Source organism: Mycobacterium sp. E183, assembly GCF_001667735.1.
GTDB lineage: Bacteria > Actinomycetota > Actinomycetes > Mycobacteriales > Mycobacteriaceae > Mycobacterium.
In genome coordinates this window covers 1-22,355 of sequence record NZ_LZJN01000052.1, presented here as the reverse complement: position 1 = coordinate 22,355, position 22,355 = coordinate 1, and the positions used below count along the sequence as shown (strand labels likewise).

Here is a 22,355-nt window from a genome sequence, read left to right as displayed (position 1 = left end):
GCAGTCGCTAGAGCCACCAGCGCTCGAGCACCCGCCCCACCCCGTCGTCGTTGTTGACAGCGGTGACCTCGTCGGCGGCGGCCAGCACGTCGGGATGGGCGTTGCCCATCGCCACGCCATGACCCGCCCAGCGCAGCATGGGCAAGTCGTTGGGCATGTCGCCGAACGCCAGTACCTCCTCGCTGCCGATCTGCAGGGGCCTGGCGATCTCGTCCACGCCGGTGGCCTTGCTGGTGCCCAGCGGCACGATCTCCACGAGACCGTTGTTGGTGGAGTAGGTGATATCGCCCTCGATGCCGACGTGCTTGGCCAGCTCGGCGGCCATATCGGCGCTGCGTGCCCCGCTTCGGCGGATGAGCAGCTTGATCGCGGGCGCACTGAGCAGGTCCTCGATCGACACCTCGGTGTTGTCCGGGTTCAGCCACGCGTGCTCGTAGCCCGGTGAGCTGATGAACTGGGGGGTCGCCGTGTCGTGGGCGCGTTCGCCGATTCGCTCGACGGCCAGGCCCGCGCCCGGGATGACGCGCGTCGCCAGCTCCGCAAGCTCGGCCAGCGTGTCGACGGGCAGCGTCCGCGTCGAGACCACCCGGTCCGTGGCGGGGTCGTAGACGACGGCGCCGTTGGCGCACACCGCGATTGGCGCGAAGCCCAGCGCGTCGACGACGGGGCGTATCCACCGTGGCGGCCGGCCGGTCGCCACGACGAACGTCGCGCCGGCATCGACGGCGGCGCGCACGGCATCGCGGGTACGCGGGGTGATGGTTTCGTTGTCGTCGAACAGGGTGCCGTCGACGTCGCAGGCTATTAGCGCCGGCTGGGTCACGTTGACGTCATCTGGTCAATGCACTCCGCTCTGGTCCTGTCCGGGTCGGGTCACGCCGTCCGTGCCGTATTTCTGCATCCGCGCCTGCAACTCCGACAAGCGGATCGCCCGGGAATCGTCCTGGGTGGGCGCGGCGCCGCCGAGCCGCCTCGGGACCCAGAATTCACCCTCCGGGTGGGGGTATTCCTCCTGTACCTGATACAGCAACGCATTCATCGACTGGCGCAGCGCCGCGTTGAGCTGTTCGGGCGTGCCGTGCGGCGGCAGCGGCCGGCCTGCGGCGACGGTGATCGGAACCTTGTTGCGCCACACCTTCTTTGGATGGTCCTTGGGCCAAATCCGATGGGCACCCCAGACGATCACCGGAACGATCGGCACCTGGGCGTCCAGCGCCATCCGGGCCGCACCGCTCTTGAACTCGCGCAGCTCGAAACTGCGGCTGATCGTGGCTTCGGGGTGCATCCCGATGAGCTCGCCCTGCCGCAGGCGCTGCGTGGCCAGCTCGAGCGCGCCGTTCCCGTTGGTGCGGTCCACCGGGATCAGCCTGGCGTGGTTGATCACATAGTTGACCGCCTTCACGTCGGCCATCTCGGCTTTGATCATGAAGTACGCCCGCCGGTGGCGCTCGCGCACCGCGAGCAGCGTTGGCAACCAGTCCAGGTAGCTGGTGTGGTTCTGGGCCAGCAGCGCGCCGCCCCGCTCGGGGATGTTTTCCAGCCCGCGATAGGTGAACTTGGTTCCCTGCATCGCAACCATCGGCGGTACGACCCACTCGCACAACCGGTAGAACCCCTCGGGCATGTCTTCTCCTTCGTCTACCGGGACGGCCGTCCGCCTCGGCCCGCGGCCCGCGCCGCCGCCTCGTCCGCCTCCATCCGGGCCGCCTCCGCCATGGTCGGTGCCCCACCGCCCAGCCGGCGCGGCGTCCAGTACGCCCCCGGCTCGTGCGGATAGTCCGCTTGGACCCGGTGCAGCAGTGCGGTCATCGACTCGCGCAGTGCGGCGTCGGTCTGCGCGATGTCTTCGGCCGCCGGCACTGGCGCGCCTGCCTGCACTTTAATCGGTACCTTGGCGCGGCTCAGGTTGCGTGGGTGGTCTTTGGTCCAGATCCGGTGGGCGCCCCAGACGATCACCGGGACGATGGGAACGTCGGCTTCGATGGCCATGCGCGCGGCGCCCGTCTTGAATTCCTTGAGCTCGAAGCTGCGGCTGATGGTGGCCTCCGGATAAACCCCCACCAGCTCGCCCTCGCGGAGCCGTTGCACGGCCACGGCGTAGGCGCCGGCCCCGGCGCCGCGGTCCACCGGAATAGTCCGGGTGTGCTTGATCAGGAAGTTGACGATCCGCACCTGCTGCATTTCGGCCTTGATCATGAACCTGAGCCGCCGTCTCCGCCGGTGCACGGCCAGCGCGGCGGGCAGGAAGTCGACATAGCTGGTGTGGTTGATCGCGATCACGGCGCCGCCGGTGTCGGGGATGTGCTCCTCGCCTCCGTAGGAGATCTCGGTGTTGGTGGCGACGACCACCAGCCGAGCCAGAATCTCGAGCGTGCGGAAGACGGGCTCCACCATTGATCGCTACTCCGGAGCTCCCGTGGGTCCGGCCCGGCGGGCAGCGCGAGCGGCGGCCTCCTCGGCGTCCATCCGGGCGGCTTCGGCCAGCGAAGGGGCGCTGCCGCCCAACCGCCGCGGCACCCAGAACTCACCCGCCGGGTGCGGCCCGTACATCTCCTGGGCCCGCTCCAGCAGGTGTTGCATCCGCGAGTGCAACAGCCCCTTGAGCTCCTCGACGCCCAACGTCGGTTCGATCGGCTCGCCGACCAGCACCGTGACGGGCACCTTCGGCCGCATCAACTTTTTCGGGTGCCCCTTGGTCCAGATGCGCTGCGCGCCCCAGACGATCACCGGAACGATCGGCACCCCGGCCTCGACGGCCATCCGGGCGGCGCCCGACTTGAATTCCTTGATCTCGAAGCTGCGGCTGATGGTGGCTTCGGGGTAGACGCCGACCAGCTCACCGTCCTTGAGGTTCCTGACCGCCTCCTCGTAGGAGGCGGCGCCGTCCTGCCGATTCACCGAGATGTGCCGCAGGCTGCGCATGATCGGGCCGGTGATCTTGTTGTCGAACACCTCCTGCTTGGCCATGAACCGCACCTTGCGTCCCAGTCCCTGCTGGTAGGCGGGCAGACCCGCGAACGTGAAGTCGAGGTAGCCGGTGTGGTTGATGGCGATCACGGCACCGCCGGTTTTGGGCAGGTTTTCGACCCCCGCCACGGTGATCTTGAGGCCCTGTAGGCGCCAAACCAGGCGGGCAAGTTGAATGACAGTCCCGTATACCGGTTCCACAGCTGATCAGCCTAATGCTCCTGGCTGTGAGTCACCCGAGGTGGCGAAAAGGAGGCCATCGCTTGAGCTTCCCCGCGGCACCCGTTCCGCCGCCCGAAGTGGTTCGCCGGTTTGCCGGCGGCAGGGTGGTTCGCGCCGTGTGGGTCAACGAGATCGGTGGGGTGACCTTCCGGATCGGCCCCGACGCCGGCGGCGCCGAGTTCATCAAGGTCGCGGAAGCCGGCGTGACCGACTTTGCCCGTGAAGCGGAGCGCCTGCGTTGGGCCGCCCGGTACGTGCTGGTGCCGCCGGTGCTGGGCGCCGGCGTCGACGGGGGCTGCGCCTGGCTGCATACCCGGGCACTGCCCGGCGTCTCGGCCGTACATCCGCGCCTGCGGGCCACACCCGAGGTGGCCGTGCGCGCGATCGCCCTCGGCCTGCGCAGGCTGCATGACCGGCTACCGGTGTCGTCCTGCCCGTTCGACTGGTCGGTCGAGGGCCGGCTGGCGGCCCTGACACCCGTCGCGCGTGCACGGCTGGGCAGCCCGCCGCCCATCGACCGCCTGGTGGTGTGCCACGGCGACGCCTGCTCGCCCAACACCCTGGTCGACGGGCGCGGCCGGTACCGCGGGCATGTCGACCTGGGCGACCTCGGTGTGGCCGACCGGTGGGCCGACCTCGCGGTCGCGACGCTGTCGTTGGGCTGGAATTTCCCCGACCGGGTGTGGGACGGAGAATTCTTCGCGGCCTACGGCGTCGAGCCCGACGCCGCTCGCATCGACTTCTACCGACGGCTGTGGGAGGCCGACGATGCCGCCTCGCGCTAAGCTCGGGGGCTGAAAACCCGTTACCGGGCCGTGGGCGAGTACGGCCCCCAGGAAGGTGTTTGTGCAGGTCACCAGCGTAGGTCACGCCGGATTTCTGATCGAGACCCCAGCGGGCAGCATCCTGTGCGACCCGTGGGTCAACCCCGCGTACTTCGCGTCCTGGTTCCCCTTCCCGGACAACAGCCAACTGGACTGGGACAAGTTGGGTGACTGCGACTACCTGTACCTGTCGCACCTGCACAAGGACCACTTCGACGCCAAGAACCTGGCCGAGCACGTCAATAAGGACGCGGTGGTGCTGCTGCCGGACTTCCCGGTCCCGGACTTGCGAAATGCGTTGCAGGAGTTGGGTTTCTACCGGTTCTTCGAGACCGGCAACTCGGTCAAACACCGCGTCAGCGGTCCGAAGGGCGAGCTCGACGTGATGATCATCGCGCTGCGCGCGCCGGCCGACGGGCCGCTCGGTGACTCGGCGCTGGTGGTTTCCGACGGCGTCACAACGGCTTTCAACATGAACGACGCCCGGCCGGTCGATCTCGACGTGTTGGCGTCGGCGTTCGGCCACATCGACGTGCACATGCTGCAGTACTCCGGCGCCATCTGGTACCCGATGGTCTACGACATGCCCGCCCGTGCCAAGGAGTCCTTCGGCGTCCAGAAGCGGCAGCGGCAGATGGACCGTGCCCGCCAGTACATCGCCCAGGTGGGCGCCACATGGGTCATCCCGTCGGCCGGTCCGCCGTGCTTCCTGGACACCGAACTGCGCCATCTCAACGACGACCACGGCGATCCGGCCAACATCTTCCCCGACCAAATCGTGTTCCTCGACCAGATGCGGGCCCACGGCAACAACGGCGGCCTGCTGATGATCCCCGGCTCGACCGCGGACTTCACCGGCACCGCCCTGAACTCGCTGAGCCACCCGATGCCCGACGACCAGGTCGAGGCGATCTTCACCACCGGCAAGCAGGCCTACATCGCCGACTACGCCGAGCGGATGGCGCCCGTCCTGGCCGCCGAGAAGGCGCGATGGGCGCCCGCCACGGGCGAGCCGCTGCTGGAGCAGCTGCGTGCGCTGTTCGAACCGATCATGTCGCAGAGCGACGAGATCTGTGACGGCATCGGCTATCCCGTCGAACTCGTGATCGGCCCGGAAACCGTCATCCTGGACTTCCCGAAACGTACTGTGCGCGAACGCATTCCCGACGAGAAGGTCCGTTACGGTTTCGTCATAGCGCCGGAGTTGGTGCGCACCGTATTGCGCGACCGGGAGCCCGATTGGGTCAACACCATCTTCTTGTCCACCCGGTTCAGGGCGTGGCGTGTCGGCGGTTATAACGAATACCTGTACACCTTCTTCAAATGCCTCACCGACGAGCGGATTGCCTACGCCGACGGCTGGTTCGCCGAGACTCATGACGATTCTTCGTCGGTCACGCTGGACGGCTGGGAAATTCAGCGCCGCTGCCCACACCTGAAGGCCGACCTGTCGAAATTCGGTGTGGTCGAGGGCAACACGCTGACCTGCAACCTGCATGGCTGGCAATGGCGATTGGACGACGGTCGCTGCCTGACCGCGCGGGGTCACGAACTGAGAAGTTCGCGGGCATGAGCGCCACCCACGGCCAGTGTTACGACGACGGCCTGGTCCAGCTGGACCGCGCGGCGATCACCCTGCGCCGCTACCACTTTCCCTCCGGCACGTCGAAAGTGATCGCACTCGGCGCGGTTCGTGGGTACAAGGCCGAGGGGTTGGGCCTGCTGACGCATCGATTCCGGATCTGGGGCAGCTCGGACTTGCGCCGCTGGCTCCCGCTGGACGTGAGCCGGCCGTTCAAGTCGACGCTGATCACGCTTGACGTGCCGGGCATTCAGCCCAGCCCCGCCTTCACGCCGGCGCGACCCGAGGAGTTCACCGCACTCCTGGACGAGCTGCTAAGTCAGCGCGGTTAGCCGCGCGGGCGAGTGCGCGAACACCTGGCTGCGCCTGCCGTCGGCCACCCGGACATACGCCGACTTCAAGGCGTCGATGTACCGGCGCACCGATTCGCGGGCGACCGGGTTGTCGGGAAACAACACCGTCACCTTGGTCTCGTGTTGTAGCCGGATGACCCACAGCGAGACTTGATGGGACACCCTGCCCTCGTCGTAGATCCGAAAGTTCAAGTCGGAGTTCGCGACCGAGGACAGCGGGGCGATGCTGGCGTCCAGGAACGACATCACGAAGTTGCCGGGCCGCGGCCTGGCCAAACCCGCCCCCGGGGGCGCCAACTCCAGCACCCGGTCGAACGGAATGGTGGCCAAGTCGATGCCCGAATCGAAGGACGTCTGCGCGGAGTGCGCCGCGTCCCCGAAAAGCCCGGCGTCGATGTCGACCGTGACCGGAACCAGGCCGGTGAACCAGCCAGTCGTCATCAATTCCGTTGGCGTCCTGCGGGTATCGGTAGTCGTTACCGCGGAAAACGTTTCCGCACCGGTCAATTCACGGTGCGTGAGGCCCGCGCAGGCGAACACACCGCCGCTGAAGCGGGCATCCGCAGCCACGCAGGCCCGCTCGAACCGTTCCGTCTGCCGTTCGTCCATCAGCGTCTCGGTGACGAGCTTGCCGGCATAGGGCACCGAGAGGTCGCCGAGTCGCAGCGGAAAGTGCGGTAGCGTCCCCCCGTTTTCGGCGGCGAAGGCGGTCCACGCGCGCACCTTGGGGGAGTCGGCCGTCAACGCGGCCATCTCCTCCCGCTGCCGAACGCAGTACTCGCCGTAACGCCCGGCCTCCGGGAGTTCGACGGGCGCGCCGCCACCGACCAGGGTGGCGTACATCAGGTGGATCTCCGTGAAGAGAACGCCGACGATCATGGGGTCGACGCAGAGGTGGGCGATGCTCGCGTAGAAGGTGAAATGGTTGTCGCTTTGCACCACTCCGAACAGAAAACAATCCCACTGCAGCGGCTGCGGGGTCGATATGTGTTCGCGCAACTCCGTGGGCGTGAGCCCCCCGTGCTCGACCGGGACGAGTTCGATGTCATCGGGGTCGGCGATGGTGTGGCGAACGATCTGTTGGGCGTCGCGGTAGTCGAACCAGCTGTGGTAGGTGTCATGCCGGCGGATGTGCGCATTGACCGCGTAGTTCATGGCGCGGACGTCGCAGCGGCCGGGGACCTCCCAGGTGAAGATCATCAGGCGCGACATGTCCAGGCCCCGCGCGGCGTGATCGCTGTAGCGCCGAAGGTGTTGGGTTTGCTGGTAGCTGGGGGGAACCGGACTGGGCGGCGCCGCTGCCGCTTTGGCCCTCGCCGCCGGTGAGGCGTGCCAACAGATGACGGAGCGCGCCTGCGGTGTCCAGTCTTGAAGAGTGGTTATGCCGAACACTGAATACCCTGCACCTCCGCGCTATTGGGCTCGGCGGGGCGCAGCTGCGCGCCCGCCGGGCGATGCTCAGGCGACCTGCCGTCCGCGCTGTCGCCGCGGAGCCGAGCCCGCCGGGGCACCCGCAGCCATCCCGCGGCCAGGCGTGTTTCACGCTGCTCCACGAAACCCTCTGGTGGGCACCAACAATGACGGCACCGGACCGGCAGGCCCAGCCGCCCCCAGGATTTCTCCAGCCGCAAGTGGTGCTGCGGGAGCCCCCAGCATATCCGCTTTGGGCGGGGTCCGCCCCGCGACATCCCGTGTGCGCGTGACGTTTGGGTTACACCCGTCTGAACCCAGCCTGACGAAATTCGCTACCCCTGGCATGATCAGCCGAGACCGGCTTGTGCGGGCGAGTTTGGGCGCTGGACCTGGCCGCGTGCGGTACGTTGCCCAGCATGTGGATCACCGTGCTGGTATTGGCCGGCTCGGTGATTTTCGAACCGATCCGGCTCGGTCTGGTGATCCTGCTGCTCAGCCGGCGGAGCCCGCTCAGGCAGTTGCTCGCGTTTCTGTGTGGTGGCTTCGCGATGGGCGTGGGCGTGGGGCTGACGGTGCTATTCCTGCTACGGACCGCGCCGGTGGTCGGCCACGTCAGTGTGGCGCAAGTGCAAATCGCTTCCGGGCTCGTGGCTTTGCTGATCGCCGTTGTGGTGGCCACGCGCGATTCGGCGCGCAGCCGCGCCCGCCCCGCCGAGGCGCCCGTCAGGGTCGGAACTGGCGGCGTTGCGCTGCTGGAGCGGCCGGCACCGAGCGGCCGCCGGCAACTGGCTGACCGCGCACGCGTCTTCTTGCGGGGCGACTCGCTCTGTGTCGCAGCGGTTAGCGGTATGGGCGCCGCTTTGCCGTCGGCGAACTACCTGGGCTCGATGGCCGCCATCCTCGCCTCGCACGCCGCGCCCCTCGCGCAGGTTCAGGCGCTGGTGGCCTTCAACCTGGTGGCCTTCACCGTGGCGGAGCTCCCACTGATCGGGTATCTCACGGCGCCGCGCAAGACGCGTGCCGTCATGGCCGGGCTGCGGAACTGGTTGCTGTCCCGCGGTCACCGCGACATCGCGGTATTGCTGGCCTTCGCGGGTTGTTTCATGCTCGTCCTCGGGCTGACCAGCATCAGTGCGCGGTAGCATCCCTGCTGTAGCTCTTTCGGTAGGCCGTGAGGAGAGTTCGTGAACAAACTGCTCACCTCGGCCATCACCGTTGGAACATTGGCGTGCGCAATAGTTTTCGATTCCGGTGGCGCCGCCGCCGACACCGCTTTGATAGTGCCCGGCACGGCCCCGTCCCCCTACGGGCCGCTGCGGTCGCTGTATCACTTCGATCCCGCGATGCAGCCGCAGATCGACGCGAACTACTACAGTCCGGCGGCCGTGCGCCGCGTGGTGCCCTACCCGGGCAGCTTCTGGCCGGTCACCGGGCTGAGTTCGCCGACCGTCAACAGCTCCGTGACCACCGGGGCGAACAATCTCGATGCCGCGATCCGCAACACCGACGGACCCATCTCGGTGGCCGGACTGTCCCAGGGTTCGCTGGCGCTGGACCGCGAGCAGGCGCGCCTGGCACACGACCCGACGGCGCCGCCGCCCGGTCAGCTCACCTTCATCAAGGCCGGTAACCCCGACAACCTGCTCTACAAGGTGTTCGGGCCCGGGACGCACGTGCCGATCATCGACTACACCGTCCCCGCTCCGGTGGAGAGCCAATACGACACGGTCAACATCGTGGGGCAGTACGACCCCTTTTCCGACCCGCCCAACCATCCCGGAAACCTGCTGGCCGACCTGAACGCGATTGCGGCGGGCGGGTATTACGGTCACAGCGCCACCGCATTCTCGGACCCGTCGCGGGTCGCACCGTGGGACATCAGGAGGACCACCAACGACCTGGGCGGCACGTCGACGACCTATTTCATCCGGAACTCCGAGCTGCCGCTGGCCCGGGCGCTGGTCGACGGGGCGGGGATGCCCCCCGAGGCGGTGGGGCCGATCGACGCGGTGCTGCGCCCGATGGTGGACCGCGCCTACGACCCGGGCCCGGCGCACAACCCGGTCCAGATCATCAACGGCATCACCCACATCCCGACGATTTTCTCTGCGGTCTCCTGGCCCATCCGCGGCGCCCGCGCCGGGATCAACCTGGCCACCAACTCCCTGGCCGTCGCCAACCTGGCCCGGATCCTCACCCCGGGTCCCGGGCTCGGCAAAGGCGGCGTGGTGCGCAAGGTCGTCCGCGCGGTCGTCAAAGCCAAGAAGTAACCGCTAGAGCCGCAGCCCGTCGCGGGGCGAAAAGCCAATCAGCTGTTCGGCTATCGGCGCCGGTGACTTCTCTTCTTCGGGCAGCAGCGGCTTACGTCCGACCGGGCGACGGCGCCCCAGCGGCCGGCTCAAGGACGCCCAGCCCGACGGCCACCACCAGTTCGCCCGCCCGACCAGCACGGCGATGGCGGGCACCGTCACCGTCCGCAGCAGGAACGTATCCAGCAGCAGGCCCGTCCCCAGGACGAAGCCGGCCTGAATCACCGTCGACAGGCTGGCGAATACCAGGCCGTACATCGACGCTGCCATGATCAGGCCCGCCGCGGTGATCACCCCGCCCGTCGAGGAGACGGTTCGGACGACACCGGTTCGGATTCCCGACGCCGACTCGTCCCGTAGCCGGGAAATGAGCAGCATGTTGTAGTCAGCGCCCACCGCGACCAAGATGACGAAGGTCAATCCCGGGACGCTCCAATGCATTTGCGCGCCGAGTAGGAACTGGAACACGATGACGCCGATGCCGAGGGCCGACATGTACGACACGATCACCGTGCCGATCAGGTACAACGGCGCAACGACCGCCCGCAGCAATGCAATGAGAATGAGCAGCACCACGCAGATCGTCATCGCGATGATGAACCGCAGATCGTGATCGGAGTAGTCGCGCGTCTCCTTGAGCACCACCGGCAGCCCCACCACCGAGACCTTGGCGTCGGCCAGCGTGGTGTTCGGCTGGGCGCCCTGCGCAGCCGCCCCGATCGCGTTGACCTGATCCATCGCCGCGGTGCTGAACGGATCGAGATCGGTCTGGATCAGGTACCGCATCGCGTGTCCGTCGGGTGAAACGAACGCGCCGGCAAGTCGTTTCAACTGATCGGCCGTCATTCCGCCCATCAGGTCCTGCACCCCGCCCGGCAACTCGGCCGGCTTCCCGCCCTCACCGGTGGCGTACGACAAGGCTTGTGCGGGAATGTAGAAGCCCGCCATCGCCGGCGTCGTGGCTTCCTTCTTCATCGACAGCAGGAACGCGGACGCCTCCCCCAGCCCGAAACCCATCTTCTTGACCTGATCGACCAGTTGCTGCACTCCGTCGGCCAATTGCCTGCTGCCGTCCGCCAGCGTGTTGGTCCCCTGCTGCAGGAAGGTGATCTTCGCCCGCATGCCGCCCGGGCTGCCCATCCCCAGGGAGCCCATCGCACCGATGACGGTGGACAGCGCCCGGCGCAACCCGGAAACCGTTGCCGCGAGGGTGTGTACGGCCTCGGTCGCCCGCAGTTGGCGCGCCAACTCCGATATCTTGCCCAGCGTCCCGTCGTCGCGCGCGGTCACCAACCGCTGCAGTTCCTCGCGCGCGTTCACGCAGGCGGGCTCGGCGCTGCACATCGGGCTGTTGTCCAGTGCACCCAGCACTGGGTTGGCCCAATCGGAGTTGTTCGCAACGAAATTGGCGTTGGCGCCGATGGCGTCGCCGAGCGAACGCATCCCGTTGACGAGCCGTTCGGCGCCCTCGAGTTCGGCCAGCGCCCGGTTCCCGCCGAAGACGTTCTGCAGCGTCGCCAGCGCGTCGACCAGGCCCCCGACGGCGGACACCGCCTGATTCACCTGGGTGCGCACGTCGCCGAGCTTGCCCGCCATCGTGTTGGCGCCGCCCGCCAACCGGTCGAGATCACCGGTGTGGTCGACGATTTGCTTGGAGCCCGCGTCCAGTTTGTCGCCGACTTCACCGGCCTGCCATGAGGTCTTGGCCTGCTCCAGGGACTGCCCGGTGGGCCGGGTGATGCCCCGGACCATCGCGACGCCCGGCACCTGGCTGACTCGCTGTGCCATCTGTTCGAGGTCGGCGAGGGCCCTCGCCGTCCTCAGATCCTGCGGCGAGGAGATGAACAGGTACTCGGGGATGATCAGGTTGGTCGAGAAGTGCTTGTCCAGCGCGGCGTATCCGATCGAGCTTTCGACGGTGCCGGGCAGGGCCTTGCGGTCGTCGTAGTTGTAGCGGGCCAGACCCGCGCACCCGGCCAGGATCACCAGCACCAGCGCGCTGGCCAGCAGGTGGGTCTTGGGCCGGCGCACGATGTTGATGCCCGAACGCCGCCAGAAGCGCCGGCTGAGGTCGCTGCGCGGCGCGATCCAGCCGCAGCGCCCGGCGAGCACCAGCAGTGCCGGCAGCAGGGTGATCGCCGCAAAGAACACGACGGCCACCGAGATGCCGAGCACCGGCCCGACCGTCCGCAAGATTCCCAACCGGGTGAAGACCATCCCGAGGAAGGTGATCGCGACGGTGGCGGCCGACGCCGCGATCACTTTGCCGATGGACGCCAGCGCCTTGACCACCGCCTCATCCGAAGCCACGCCCTGACGCACGTAGTCGTGATATCGGCTGATCAGGAACACCGCGTAATCGGTTCCGGCGCCGACCATCATCCCGCTCATGAAGATGACGGTCTGGTTGGCGATGCCCAGGCCCGCCGATCCGACGACGGCCACCAGCCGCTGGGCCACCACCGCGGACGTCCCGATCGTCAACAGCGGCAGCACCATGGTGACCGGGTTCCGGTAGATCACCAGCAGAATGACGAACAACAGCACGACGATCGCTAATTCGATTCGCGCGCGGTCGCGCTGGCCGGTGAGGTTCAGGTCGGCGACCGTCGACGCGGGCCCGGTCAGGTTGGCCCTCAGCGTGGATCCGGCCACGGTCTGCTTCACGGTGTCGGCCACCCGCGCGTACGCCTGTTTGGATTGCGGCGAGCCGAGGTCGCCGGGCAGGCCGACGGGCAGCATCCACGCCTGGTGGTCCTTACTGGTCATCAGCTCACGCAGCGGCGGGGTGGTCAGAAAATCCTGCACCATCGCGACGTCTCGGCTGTCCCGGCGGAGGGCCTCGACGAGGTTCCGGTAGGTGCCTTCGTCGGCGGGGGTCAGCCCCTTACCGTCGCTGAGCACCACCACCGCGATGCTCTGCAACCCGGCTTCCCCGAACGCGGCGTTCATGTTTCGGGTTGCGGCCAACACCGGGGCGTCCGAGGGCAGGATGGCCACCGGGTGTTGCTGAGAGATCTGTTCCAGCGACGGCGCGGTCAGCGATAGGACGCCCGCGATCGCGATCCAGACGCCGATCACCAGCCACGGCCGGCGCACTATCAGGCGTCCGAGCCGGGGGAAGATGCCCGGGGAGTCGTCCCGGCCGGCCTTCGCTAGTGACATTCGAGAACCGCATTCTTTCCGGCGTTAGTACGCGGCCTGCCGATACCGGTGGGCAGCGTTACGTGCACGCTCGGCCGCCCCGCCGTCGGCGATGCGGACGCACACGGATTTTAGGGCATCGAGGTATCGGGTCACGGAATTTCGGGCCACCGGGTGGTCGGGGAACAACACGCTGGCTGCGGTCTCGTCGAACCGCCCCACCATGGTGCTCAACGGGTAGGTGACCCTGCCGTCGCTGTGTGCACCCACGGTCAGTCCCTCGAAGAATTTTGTCATCATCGACAGCGGATTGGCTTGCGCGTCAAAGAAATTCACCAGGTTGAACAGCGGCGGCGGCCTGCGCAGTGACGGCACCAGTTCGACGACGCGCTCGAAGGGCACCCGCGCGAGGTCCGCCCCCGCGTCGAAGGACTCCTGCGCGCTCCGGGCGATGTCGTTGAAGGACAGCCCGGCGACGGGCACGGCGATCGGGATCTGGCCGGTGAACCAGCCCTGCGTCGTGAAGTCGTCCTGCGTGCTGCGCGTGTCCTTCGGGGTGATGCCGAAATAGGTTTCGGCGCTGGTCAATTCGTGACTCGCCAGGGCGAGGCACGCGAACATCCCCCCGACGAAACGGGCGCCCGCACCGACGCAGGCGGTCTCGAATCGATGGGTTTGTCCCTCATCCAGCAGTGTCAGGCCCCCTAAGTCGCCTTCATAGGGCACGGATTGATCGCCGAGGGGGAGCGGGAACGCCGGGAACGTCCCGTCGTTGCGTTCGGCGAAGTCGACCCAGGCGCGCACCTCCGCGGAGCCGGCGGTCAGCGCCGAGGTGTACTCCCGCTGCCGGACGCAGTGGTCGGCGTAGCTGCCGGCCGGCGGAAGTTCGACCGGCGGGTTGCCCCCGGTGAGCTCCGCGTACATCGTCTGGAATTCCATGAGTCCCATTCCGACGAATTGGCCGTCGGCGTGCAGGTGGTCGATGCTGGCGTAGAAGGTGAAGCGGTCGGGGCGCTGAATCACCCCGAAGCCGAAGCAATCCCACTGCAGCGAGTCGGGGGTGGCCACGACATGGTCCTGCAGCTGGGCGCTGGTCAGGTCGCCGTGTTCGGTGAGCACCAGCTCGATGTCGACCGGGTCGGCGATGGTGTGCCGAACGATGTGGTCGGCGTCGAAGTACTCGAACCAGCTGCGGTAGGTGTCGTGCCGGCGCAGGTGCGCATTGATGACGTAGGTCATGGCGCGCAGGTCGCAGCGGCCCGACACCTCGACCGAAGCGATCAGCAACCGGGAGTGATCCAGGCCGCGGGCGGCCTGTTCGCGCAGGCTGCGAAGGTGCCGGGCCTGGACGTAGCTGGGGGGCACCGGGCTGACCGGCGCCGCGAGGGCCTTGGTGCGGGCAGACGGTGACGGGTGCCACGCGAACAATGCGCCGGGCGCGGGCGCCCATTCCTTGACCGTTGAGACTTCCAATGGCCCGATCCGCACCGCTGCCTCCCGTACGTAGCACCGACGGCGGTGCGTGGAGAAGGCAGTGACTGCTCACCCGGGGGATCCGCCAAACACCGGTGGTGCCGAGGTTCCCCGGTAGCGTAGCCCCCGCTGCCGTGCGCCGCTCGGAACGACGTGCCGCCCGGCCGGCGTCCCGAAGGTCAGGCCGTGCGCTCTTCGAGCGCCCGGCGCGCCGCGTTGTAGCCGGGCGTGAAGGTGATGCCCGGCCCCCCGTGGCAGCCGGCGCTGCCCAGGTACAGCCCTTCGATGGGGATCGGCTGACCGCGAAAGCCCTTGGGGCCGGGGCGGTTCGGCCCGATCTGATCCGAGCTCAGCAGTCCATGGCAGTAATCGCCTCCCGGGGCGCCGAACATCACGCCCATGTGCTTGGGGGTGAAGGTGGTGTGCCGGATGATGCTGCGCTCGAAGTTCGGCGCCAATCGGGTGATCTTGTCGATCACGCGCTGGCCCATCTCGACCTTCGCGTCGCCATAGTCGGCGCCACCCTCGATCGGGAACCACAGCGCGAACGCCGAGGCGGCGTGCTTGCCCTCGGGGGCCAGGTCCGGGTCGTTCTGCGTCGGAATCTGCAACACCACGGTGGGGTCGGCCGGCACGATTCCGCGGCGGCAGTCCTCCCACTGCTGCTGAACCTCCTCCGGCGTGCAGAACAGGCCGATGGATGCCTGCATCGCCGGGTCGTTGAGCGCCTCGTAGGGCGCGGCGAACTCCGGCGCCTCCTCCAGCGCGAAGTGCATCTGCAGGTAGCTGCCCCGATGGTCGGTCCGGGCAAATCGCTCCCGAATGTCGGCGGGCAGCAGGGCCGGGTCGATCAGGTCGTTGACGGTGACGTCGGGCGCGATGCCGGAGACGACAATCGGGGCGGTCAACTCCTCGCCGGCCTCGGTGCGCACCCCGCGCACCCGCCCGTCGGCGACCAGGATCTCGGTCACCTTGGAGCGCAGCCGGACTTCCCCGCCGTGGCTTTCCAGCAGCTCGCCCAGGTGCGAGGTGAGCGCCCCGATACCGCCGCGCAGTTTCTTCATCTGCATGGTGTCGCCGTCCGGGACACCCAAGCCGAAGGCGAGCGCGGCCGCGCTGCCCGGGGTGGCCGGCCCGCGATACAAGGTGTTGACGGCCAGCACGGTCATCGATCCGCGCAGCGCGCCGTGCTTTTCGCGGTCGGGAAGGTAACGGTCCAGCACGTCGGTGACCGAACCGAAGAGCATGTCATCGATGGCTGAGCGCTCGAATTCGTTTGTGGCGCAGGCATACATCTCGTCGAACGTCTTGGGCTCGGTTCCCGCCTCGAACCTGCCCAGCGCCCGCGTGGGGGCCTGAGCCCAGGCCATCATCCCCGCCATCCCGTTGACGGCGTCCGCCCCGTGCACCTCGTTGAGGTGGGTGAACAACTTGATCGGGTCGCTGTACTGGATCAGCGGGTCGTCCCCGACGCCGCGCACCGCCACCGACATCACGTCGAGGTCGATCGTCGGCAGGGTGTCCAGGCCGAGCTCCTCGACGACCACCGTCGAGGTGGGGAACTGGACCGAGCCGGCGATCTCGAAGCGGTACCCGTCGAAGAGCTCCACCGTGGACGCCATGCCACCGGCGTACAGCTTGGAATCCAGGCACACCGTGCGCAATCCCGCCTTCTGCAGCAGCACCGCGGCCGCCAGGCCGTTGTGCCCGGCACCGATAACTATCGCGTCGTAATCAGACATGTCCTGACCTCCCGCACAGCAGGCTGGCATGCGGTCAAAGTTTTGTCAATTATGACGAAACTGTGCTGACCCAGGTACCGGAGATACCCTCCCTCAGCGATTCCAGCGCGACGTGCGACATCCGCGCCAGCTCTCCGAGCGACCGCTCCTCGCCAACCATCCAGGCCTCCATCGCACCGAACACCGCGGCGGCGATGCAGCGGGCCGTCACGGTGATGCGCAGCCGCGCATCGGGCTTGCGCGGGGCCGTGCAGCTACGCCGATCCAGTTGCGCCTCGATGGCGTCGGCGAGGTCGGCCTGGACGTCGCGAATGTGGCGATGGATGCGGTCCTGGTCGAGCTCCCCGCCTCGCATCGCGGCGATCTTCGCCACGGCCTCAACGTCATAGGGAAACGCGAAGATAGCCGACTGAACGGAATCGATGAGCGGTTCGTCAGCGGGTCTGGCGTCCAGCGCCGCGCGAAACCAGTTCAGCCCGGTGTAGTCGGCAAACAGCAGATCGTGCTTGGAGCTGAAGTGCCGATAGAAGGTGCGCAGGGAGACTCCGGCGTCGGCCGCGATCTGTTCGGCCGACGTGTCCTCGACCCCCTGCGCCAGGAAGCGCACCATGGCGGCCTGGCGCAACGCCTCACGAGTGCGTTCGCTGCGCGCCGTCTGTGCCGGCCTGACCATGCAAGTAAGTTACCCCAAACCGCCTTTTGTCAGTATTGACAAAACTTTGGGTGCCGGGTGAGACTGCGGCCATGGTCTCGCTTCTTGTGCATGCAGTTCTCGGGCTCACTGTCATCGGCTGGATCGTCGCCGCGAACTCGAAGGTCTTCGCCCGGCCGGCCGGGGGTCCGTTGTTCTCCCCGCTGGAGTGCGTCTACTACCTGGTCGGGATCGCGTCGGTCGCGCTGGGCTGGTACTTCAACATCACCTACGTCTCGCAGTATTCGCACGGGTCCACCAACCCGCTGTGGGGCGAGCACGGCAGCTGGGCCGAGTACATCAGGCTGATGTTCACCAACCCGGCCGCGTCCTCCGCCAGCCAGGACTACACGATCGCGAATGTGGTTCTGCTGCCGCTGTTTACGATCGTGGACGGCTATCGCCGTGGGTTCAAGCACCCGTGGCTGTACTTCGTCTCCAGCCTGTTCACCAGCTTTGCGTTCGCGTTCGCCTTCTACTTCGCCACCATGGAGCGGCAGCGCCGGCACGAGCAGGCCCGCGAGACGGTGGACGCCTAGGTCCCCTCCGCCCAGCGGCGGGCCCACCGGTCCAGCGGATCGAGGGCCTCGCCCAGCGACAGGCCGGCCTCGCCGAGCTCGTAACACTGGTCGGCGCGCTGGACCACCAGGCCCGCGTCCGTCAGTTCGCCGAGCCGGTCATACAAAACGCTGGGGGACATGCCGTCGCAGCGCTCCCGCAAAGCCCGCGCTCCCAGCGGACCGTCGCGAAGCTCCCACAGGATCCGCAACGACCAGCGCCGCCCCAGGAGATCCAGGGCCGCCATGAGCGGGCGCCCGGTTGTCGACCCCCGCACCGGCCGCCCCGGCCGAGCCACCGATTGACGTTTCGGATTCCGTAACGTAGCTTTCTTGTCCATGGTTACGGAAATAGTAACGCCTCGCATCGGTGTCCTCGACCCGCCGTACGAGGACGCAGTGGCGGCACAACTTCAGAAGATGATGCCGCCGAACGTGCCGCCGATCGCCCTGTTTCGCACCCTGGTGCACAACATGCCCATGGCAGAGGCAATGACGCTCTGGGGCGGTTACGAACTCAGCCGCGCGTTGTCGCTGTCCCTTCGTGATCGTGAAATCGTGATCGACCGCACCTGCGCTCGCTGCGGCTGTGAGTACGAATGGGGCGTGCACGTCGCGTTTTTCGCAGAGAAGGCGCGCCTCGATCGCGAGCAGGTCCGCTCTTTGACCCAGGGCGGCGCCGACGATTCGTGCTGGACGGCCGAACGAGATCGCCTTCTCGTGCGGGCCGTGGACTCGCTCTGCGACCGTCGCGACATCGACGACGCCCTGTGGACGGCGCTGCGCGGCGAGTTCGACGAGTGCGAGATTCTCGACCTCACGATGCTGTGCGGGTGGTACCACGCGATCAGCTTCACCGCGCGTGCCGCCCGGGTGCCGCTCGAGCCGGGCAGCCCCACCTTCGCCAGCATCGGTGACTGATCGGTCCCCGAGCGGCAGTCCGCGCTCAGGTCGGTTTGCTGGCGCGCCACCGTTGCCGCCGCCCCGACGGGTCGACCTGCACGTCCGCGAAGCCCGCCTTGAGCAGCCGCGCGCGCAGATCCTTCGGCGCGATCGGGTTGTAGGTGTCGGCGACGTGGAGCAGCCGGAAGGTCAGGGACGGGACGCCGTCGCTACCGGCGAAGGTCCCGCCCGGCTGCAGCACCCGGAAGGCTTCGGCGAAAAGCCGGTCCTGCAATTCGATGCCGGGAACGTGGTGCAGCATCGTGAAGCACACCACCGAGCTGAAGTGGTCGGCGGGAAGCCCGGTGGCGGTGCCGTCGCCGTGGATGATGCGGGCTCGGTCGCCGTAGCGGCGCTGCAAACGCTCGGCCATTGCGGCATCGACCTCGATGGCGGTGAGCGAATTCGCCCTATCCAGCAGGGCGAGCGTCGTCGCGCCGTATCCCGGGCCGATTTCCAAAGTGCGAGAGCCCAATTCGACGCCGTCCAACGCCCACGGCAGCAGCTGATCGGCCACCGCCTTCTCCCAGCCCACCGAGCTGCAGCGCCGCCGGTGCAAGAGATTCATCGCCATGACGGCCACGCTAGGCGGTCGCACACACTGCGTGCTTCCGATATTCTGCCGTGTTATGTCGGAAATCGGCCACCACGGGCCCGCGACCTCGTCGCAGGCGCTGGCGCCGGGGACCCGCATCGAGCGGCACCGACACCCCCTGCACCAGATCGTCTACCCGTCCTCGGGCGCGGTCTCGGTCACCACCCCGGCGGGCACCTGGATCACGCCGGCGAATCGGGCGATCTGGATACCGGCGGGCTGCTGGCATGAACATACGTTCCACGACCACACGCAATTTCACGGTGTGGCGCTGGACCCACGCCGCTACCGTCGTGGTCCCGCGGGGCCGGCGGTGCTGGCGGTCAACCCCTTGATGCGCGAACTCATCATCGCGTGTTCACGGGCCGCCGGAACCGACACCGGCGAGCACCATCGAATGTTGGGGGTGCTGCATGACCAGGTGCAGGCGGCCGGTCCCGGTGAGCCGCTGTGGATTCCGACACCGGTCGACGCCCGGCTCCGCGAGGCGTGCGCGTTGATCGCCGCCAACCTATCCGCGCCGTTGACGTTGCAACAGCTCGCCCGGCGGATCGGAATCAGCCAACGCACCCTGAGCCGCCTGTTCCGCGACGAGCTTTCGATGACCTTCCTGCAATGGCGCACCCAGCTCCGCCTGCAGCGCGCCCTGGTGTTGCTCGCCGAGCGCCGTGACGTCACATCGGTGGCATCCGAATGTGGTTGGGCCACAGCGAGTGCCTTCATCGACACCTACCGGCGGGCCTTCGGACACACGCCGGGCCGGGCGATCGCGAAGGCGCCCTAGCAAATGGTGGCGAACCGCAGCACCCGTTAACCGGTGGGCTCGAGCAGCTCGGTGCCCACGAAGGGCACCAGCGCGTCGGGCACCCGCACGCTGCCGTCGGGCCGCTGGTGGTTCTCCAGGATCGCCACCAGCCACCGGGTGGTGCCCAGCGTGCCGTTGAGCGTGGCGGCGGTCTGCGGCTTGCCGTTGTCGTCGCGATAGCGCGTGGAAAGGCGGCGCGCCTGAAACGTGGTGCAGTTCGACGTCGACGTCAGTTCCCGGTAGGCGCCCTGCGTGGGAACCCATGCCTCGCAGTCGAATTTGCGAGCGGCCGACGACCCGAGATCACCCGCGGCGACGTCGATTACGCGATACGGCACCTCGATGCGGGCGAGCATCTCGCGCTGCCAGCCCAGCAGCCGCTGGTGTTCGGCCTCCGCGTCGCCCGGCATGCAGTAGACGAACCCCTCGACCTTGTCGAACTGGTGCACCCGGATGATGCCGCGGGTGTCTTTGCCATAGCTGCCGGCCTCACGGCGGAAACACGACGACCAGCCCGCGTACCGCAGGGGCCCGCCGGACAGGTCCAGGATCTCGTCGGCGTGATAGCCGGCCAGCGGCACCTCGGAGGTGCCGACCAAATAGAGATCGTCGGCTTCGACCCGATAGATCTCGTCGGCGTGCGCGCCGAGGAATCCGGTTCCGGCCATCACCTCGGGGCGCACCAGCACCGGCGGGATCATCGGGATGAAGCCGTTCTCGACGGCCAGGCCCAGGGCCAGCTGCAGCAGCCCGAGCTGCAGCAGCGCGCCGCGCCCGGTCAGAAAGTAGAAGCGCGAGCCGGACACCTTCGCGCCGCGCTGCATGTCGATGAGGCCCAGCGACTCGCCAAGCTCCAGGTGGTCCTTCGGGTTCTCGAGCGCAGCCGGTTCGCCGACCAGGTCCAGGACCCGGTAGTCGTCTTCCCCGCCGGCGGGCACCCCCTCGATCACGACGTTGGAGATCGCCATGTGCGCCGCGGTGAACGCCGCCTCGGCCTCGGCCTGCTCGGTCTCGGCGGCCTTGACCTGCTCGGCCAATTCCTTGGCGCGCGCCAACCTGGCCGGCCGCTCCTCGGGGGACGCCGCGCCCACGCTCTTGCTGGCAGACTTCTGTTCCGCCCGCAGCGCATCGGCCGACGAGATCGCGGTCCGGCGGGCGGCGTCGGCCGCCAGCAGGGCGTCGACCAGCGCCGGGTCCTCGCCGCGGTCGAGTTGGGAGCGGCGCACGGCGTCAGGGTCTTCCCGGAGCAATTTGAGGTCGATCACGGCCCTGAGACTACTTTTTCGGCTCCGGTCGGCTGGCAGAGCATCCCACCTATGACCACCCCAGGACTCACATCAGTAACGATTGTCACACCGCACAGGCGCTGCTGTCAGAATGGGAGCCGATGTCGCAAGCGCCCGAGACGGACCTCCCTGAAGCCCCGGAGGCCGACGCCCCTGCCGCCAGGCCGCAACGGTTCCCGGCGGGCTTCCGGTGGCCTCGCAGCCTGCAGGCCCAGGCCACCCGGCGCGCCCTGCTCTTGACCGCGCTGGGCGGCCTGCTGATCGCCGGGGTTGTCACCGCGCTGCCGGTCGGCGGCACCGGTCCCGGCCGATTGTCCGGCTATCTCGACGGCAACCCGGTGCCCACCACCGGGAACAAGAGCGACGCCGCCTTCAACAAGGCCGCGAGCGGTGATTGCCTGATGTGGCCGGACACCACCCCGGAGTCGGCGAAGATCGTCAGCTGCGCCGACGACCACAAGTTCGAAGTCGCCGAGTCCGTCGACATGCGGACGTTCCCCGGTTCCGAATACGGGCCCAACGCCGCTCCGCCGTCGCCCGCCCGGATCCAGCAGATCACCCAGGAGCAGTGCGAGTCCGCCGCCCGGAACTACCTGGGCCCCAAGTTCGATCCCAACAGCAAGTTCATCGTCAGCCTGCTGTGGCCCGGTGACCGGGCCTGGCGCCAGTCCGGCGAGCGCCGCATGCTGTGCGGCCTGCAACTGCCCGGCCCCAACAATCAGCAGCAGGCCTACAAGGGCAAGGTGGCCGAAGTCGACCAGTCCAAGGTCTGGCCGGCGGGCACCTGCCTGGGCATCGACCCGACCACCAATCAGCCGATCGACGCTCCGGTCGAGTGTGCGGCACCGCACGCGATGGAGGTGACCGGCACGGTCAACCTGGCCGAGAAGTTCCCCGGCGCGCTGCCGGCCGAGGCCGACCAGGACGGGTACATCAAGGACCTGTGCACCAAGATGACGGACGCCTATCTGGCGCCGGTCAAGTTGCGCACCACCACCCTGACGCTGATCTACCCCACCGTGCCGCTGGCCAGCTGGACGGCCGGCAGCCGGGAGGTCGCCTGCAGCATCGGCGCGACGTTGGGCAACGGCGGCTGGGCCACCCTGGTCAACAGCGCCAAGGGGCAGCTGCTGATCAACGGGCAGGCGCCGGTCCCGCCCCCCGACATTCCCGAAGAGCGGCTCACCCTCCCGCCGATACCGCTCCAGGTACCGGCTCAGGCCCCGCAAAGCCAGGCCAGCCCCACCCCGGAGATCCCGCCGAACAATCAGCACCTTCCGGGCCAGCAGCCGGTGGTGACGCCCCAGGCGCCCGAGACCAACTCGCCGGCCCCCCAGGCGCCACCACCCGCGGACGCCGGAGCGCCGCCGCAGGCCCCGCCGCCCGCGGACGGTGGGGCGCCGCCACCGGGTGGTGCCCAGCGTGCCGTTGAGCGTGGCGGCGGTCTGCG

21 protein-coding genes are annotated in these 22,355 nt (G+C 68.0%); 9 read left to right on the top strand and 12 right to left on the bottom strand.

The window, feature by feature from the left end; all coding sequences use genetic code 11:
- Positions 1 to 7 precede the first annotated feature (7 nt).
- From A5691_RS04685 to A5691_RS04670, 4 genes are read right to left on the bottom strand one after another with little or no spacing between them, the layout of a single operon-like run.
- Positions 8 to 823, bottom strand: a complete 816-nt coding sequence (locus tag A5691_RS04685) for a Cof-type HAD-IIB family hydrolase (RefSeq protein WP_067760248.1) — start codon at positions 821 to 823, stop codon at positions 8 to 10.
- A gap of 15 nt (positions 824 to 838) precedes the next feature.
- Positions 839 to 1,624 carry a 1-acyl-sn-glycerol-3-phosphate acyltransferase gene (locus A5691_RS04680; RefSeq protein WP_067891566.1) on the bottom strand — a complete coding sequence of 262 codons (786 nt, stop codon included), beginning with the start codon at positions 1,622 to 1,624 and terminating at the stop codon, positions 839 to 841.
- A gap of 14 nt (positions 1,625 to 1,638) precedes the next feature.
- Positions 1,639 to 2,394, bottom strand: a complete 756-nt coding sequence (locus tag A5691_RS04675; protein ID WP_067760251.1) for a 1-acyl-sn-glycerol-3-phosphate acyltransferase — start codon at positions 2,392 to 2,394, stop codon at positions 1,639 to 1,641.
- 6 nt (positions 2,395 to 2,400) lie between these two features.
- Positions 2,401 to 3,168 (bottom strand): 1-acyl-sn-glycerol-3-phosphate acyltransferase, encoded by a 768-nt coding sequence (locus tag A5691_RS04670; protein WP_067760254.1) that lies wholly within the window; start codon positions 3,166 to 3,168, stop codon positions 2,401 to 2,403.
- A gap of 62 nt (positions 3,169 to 3,230) precedes the next feature.
- On the opposite strand from A5691_RS04670, the gene A5691_RS04665 reads away from it, so the two are divergent.
- The 3 genes from A5691_RS04665 (at position 3,231) to A5691_RS04655 (ending at position 5,927) form a co-directional block, all read left to right on the top strand.
- Positions 3,231 to 3,974 (top strand): phosphotransferase, encoded by a 744-nt coding sequence (locus A5691_RS04665; RefSeq protein WP_067779926.1) that lies wholly within the window; start codon positions 3,231 to 3,233, stop codon positions 3,972 to 3,974.
- Positions 3,975 to 4,035: 61 nt separating this feature from the next.
- Positions 4,036 to 5,586, top strand: a complete 1,551-nt coding sequence (locus A5691_RS04660) for an MBL fold metallo-hydrolase (protein WP_067779954.1) — start codon at positions 4,036 to 4,038, stop codon at positions 5,584 to 5,586.
- Positions 5,583 to 5,927 (top strand): hypothetical protein, encoded by a 345-nt coding sequence (locus tag A5691_RS04655; protein WP_067760258.1) that lies wholly within the window; start codon positions 5,583 to 5,585, stop codon positions 5,925 to 5,927. The genes A5691_RS04660 and A5691_RS04655 overlap by 4 nt, the downstream gene beginning before the upstream one ends.
- On the opposite strand, the gene A5691_RS04650 is transcribed toward A5691_RS04655, so the two are convergent.
- On the bottom strand, positions 5,910 to 7,340 hold the full coding sequence (locus A5691_RS04650) for a condensation domain-containing protein (protein WP_067779929.1): 1,431 nt from the start codon (positions 7,338 to 7,340) through the stop codon (positions 5,910 to 5,912). The genes A5691_RS04655 and A5691_RS04650 overlap by 18 nt on opposite strands.
- Positions 7,341 to 7,777: 437 nt before the next feature.
- On the opposite strand from A5691_RS04650, the gene A5691_RS04645 reads away from it, so the two are divergent.
- Both A5691_RS04645 and A5691_RS04640 read left to right on the top strand, forming a co-directional pair.
- A complete protein-coding gene (locus A5691_RS04645; protein WP_067779932.1) occupies positions 7,778 to 8,503 on the top strand; it encodes a GAP family protein in 726 nt (241 codons plus the stop codon).
- Positions 8,504 to 8,545: 42 nt separating this feature from the next.
- A complete protein-coding gene (locus A5691_RS04640; protein WP_068015419.1) occupies positions 8,546 to 9,631 on the top strand; it encodes a PE-PPE domain-containing protein in 1,086 nt (361 codons plus the stop codon).
- 3 nt (positions 9,632 to 9,634) lie between these two features.
- Here A5691_RS04640 and A5691_RS04635 read toward each other — a convergent pair whose 3' ends face one another.
- The 4 genes from A5691_RS04635 to A5691_RS04620 form a co-directional block, all read right to left on the bottom strand.
- On the bottom strand, positions 9,635 to 12,835 hold the full coding sequence (locus A5691_RS04635) for an RND family transporter (RefSeq protein ID WP_082950139.1): 3,201 nt from the start codon (positions 12,833 to 12,835) through the stop codon (positions 9,635 to 9,637).
- A gap of 24 nt (positions 12,836 to 12,859) precedes the next feature.
- Positions 12,860 to 14,302 carry a condensation domain-containing protein gene (locus A5691_RS04630; RefSeq protein ID WP_067890546.1) on the bottom strand — a complete coding sequence of 481 codons (1,443 nt, stop codon included), beginning with the start codon at positions 14,300 to 14,302 and terminating at the stop codon, positions 12,860 to 12,862.
- 164 nt (positions 14,303 to 14,466) lie between these two features.
- Positions 14,467 to 16,029 (bottom strand): NAD(P)/FAD-dependent oxidoreductase, encoded by a 1,563-nt coding sequence (locus A5691_RS04625; RefSeq protein ID WP_067779942.1) that lies wholly within the window; start codon positions 16,027 to 16,029, stop codon positions 14,467 to 14,469.
- A 49-nt stretch (positions 16,030 to 16,078) separates the two neighbouring features.
- Positions 16,079 to 16,702, bottom strand: a complete 624-nt coding sequence (locus A5691_RS04620; RefSeq protein ID WP_067890550.1) for a TetR/AcrR family transcriptional regulator — start codon at positions 16,700 to 16,702, stop codon at positions 16,079 to 16,081.
- 71 nt (positions 16,703 to 16,773) lie between these two features.
- Between A5691_RS04620 and A5691_RS04615 the strand changes: the two genes are divergently transcribed.
- Positions 16,774 to 17,259, top strand: a complete 486-nt coding sequence (locus A5691_RS04615) for a DUF2834 domain-containing protein (RefSeq protein ID WP_067779945.1) — start codon at positions 16,774 to 16,776, stop codon at positions 17,257 to 17,259.
- Here A5691_RS04615 and A5691_RS04610 read toward each other — a convergent pair.
- On the bottom strand, positions 17,256 to 17,525 hold the full coding sequence (locus A5691_RS04610) for a helix-turn-helix domain-containing protein (RefSeq protein WP_067760272.1): 270 nt from the start codon (positions 17,523 to 17,525) through the stop codon (positions 17,256 to 17,258). The two genes, A5691_RS04615 and A5691_RS04610, sit on opposite strands and share 4 nt — an antisense overlap.
- Positions 17,526 to 17,712: 187 nt before the next feature.
- Here A5691_RS04610 and A5691_RS04605 point away from each other — a divergent pair, with 187 nt between their 5' ends.
- Positions 17,713 to 18,198, top strand: coding sequence for a carboxymuconolactone decarboxylase family protein (locus tag A5691_RS04605; RefSeq protein ID WP_197508511.1), 486 nt, complete (start codon positions 17,713 to 17,715; stop codon positions 18,196 to 18,198).
- 25 nt (positions 18,199 to 18,223) lie between these two features.
- On the opposite strand, the gene A5691_RS04600 is transcribed toward A5691_RS04605, so the two are convergent.
- A complete protein-coding gene (locus tag A5691_RS04600) occupies positions 18,224 to 18,793 on the bottom strand; it encodes a class I SAM-dependent methyltransferase (protein ID WP_067779960.1) in 570 nt (189 codons plus the stop codon).
- A 55-nt stretch (positions 18,794 to 18,848) separates the two neighbouring features.
- On the opposite strand from A5691_RS04600, the gene A5691_RS04595 reads away from it, so the two are divergent.
- The gene (locus tag A5691_RS04595; RefSeq protein ID WP_067890556.1) at positions 18,849 to 19,598 is read left to right on the top strand and encodes a helix-turn-helix domain-containing protein; all 750 of its coding nucleotides are present in this window, start codon (positions 18,849 to 18,851) and stop codon (positions 19,596 to 19,598) included.
- Between the two features lie 26 nt (positions 19,599 to 19,624).
- On the opposite strand, the gene serS is transcribed toward A5691_RS04595, so the two are convergent.
- Complete coding sequence (serS, locus tag A5691_RS04590) at positions 19,625 to 20,884, bottom strand: serine--tRNA ligase (protein WP_067779951.1); 1,260 nt, start codon at positions 20,882 to 20,884, stop codon at positions 19,625 to 19,627.
- Positions 20,885 to 21,006: 122 nt separating this feature from the next.
- On the opposite strand from serS, the gene A5691_RS04585 reads away from it, so the two are divergent.
- Positions 21,007 to 22,355: septum formation family protein (locus A5691_RS04585; protein ID WP_068266444.1), on the top strand; the 1,349-nt coding region annotated here is incomplete at its 3' end.

Excerpts from the sequence above, each read along its gene's own strand:
- A5691_RS04680 (WP_067891566.1), bottom strand. The coding sequence starts at position 1,624 with ATGCCCGAGGGGTTCTACCGGTTGTGCGAGTGGGTCGTACCGCCGATG.
- A5691_RS04675 (WP_067760251.1), bottom strand. The coding sequence starts at position 2,394 with ATGGTGGAGCCCGTCTTCCGCACGCTCGAGATTCTGGCTCGGCTGGTG.
- A5691_RS04655 (WP_067760258.1), top strand. The coding sequence starts at position 5,583 with ATGAGCGCCACCCACGGCCAGTGTTACGACGACGGCCTGGTCCAGCTG.
- A5691_RS04645 (WP_067779932.1), top strand. The coding sequence starts at position 7,778 with ATGTGGATCACCGTGCTGGTATTGGCCGGCTCGGTGATTTTCGAACCG.
- A5691_RS04635 (WP_082950139.1), bottom strand. The coding sequence starts at position 12,835 with ATGTCACTAGCGAAGGCCGGCCGGGACGACTCCCCGGGCATCTTCCCC.
- A5691_RS04625 (WP_067779942.1), bottom strand. The coding sequence starts at position 16,029 with ATGTCTGATTACGACGCGATAGTTATCGGTGCCGGGCACAACGGCCTG.
- A5691_RS04620 (WP_067890550.1), bottom strand. The coding sequence starts at position 16,702 with ATGGTCAGGCCGGCACAGACGGCGCGCAGCGAACGCACTCGTGAGGCG.
- A5691_RS04615 (WP_067779945.1), top strand. The coding sequence starts at position 16,774 with ATGGTCTCGCTTCTTGTGCATGCAGTTCTCGGGCTCACTGTCATCGGC.
- A5691_RS04610 (WP_067760272.1), bottom strand. The coding sequence starts at position 17,525 with ATGGCGGCCCTGGATCTCCTGGGGCGGCGCTGGTCGTTGCGGATCCTG.
- A5691_RS04600 (WP_067779960.1), bottom strand. The coding sequence starts at position 18,793 with ATGGCGATGAATCTCTTGCACCGGCGGCGCTGCAGCTCGGTGGGCTGG.
- A5691_RS04595 (WP_067890556.1), top strand. The coding sequence starts at position 18,849 with ATGTCGGAAATCGGCCACCACGGGCCCGCGACCTCGTCGCAGGCGCTG.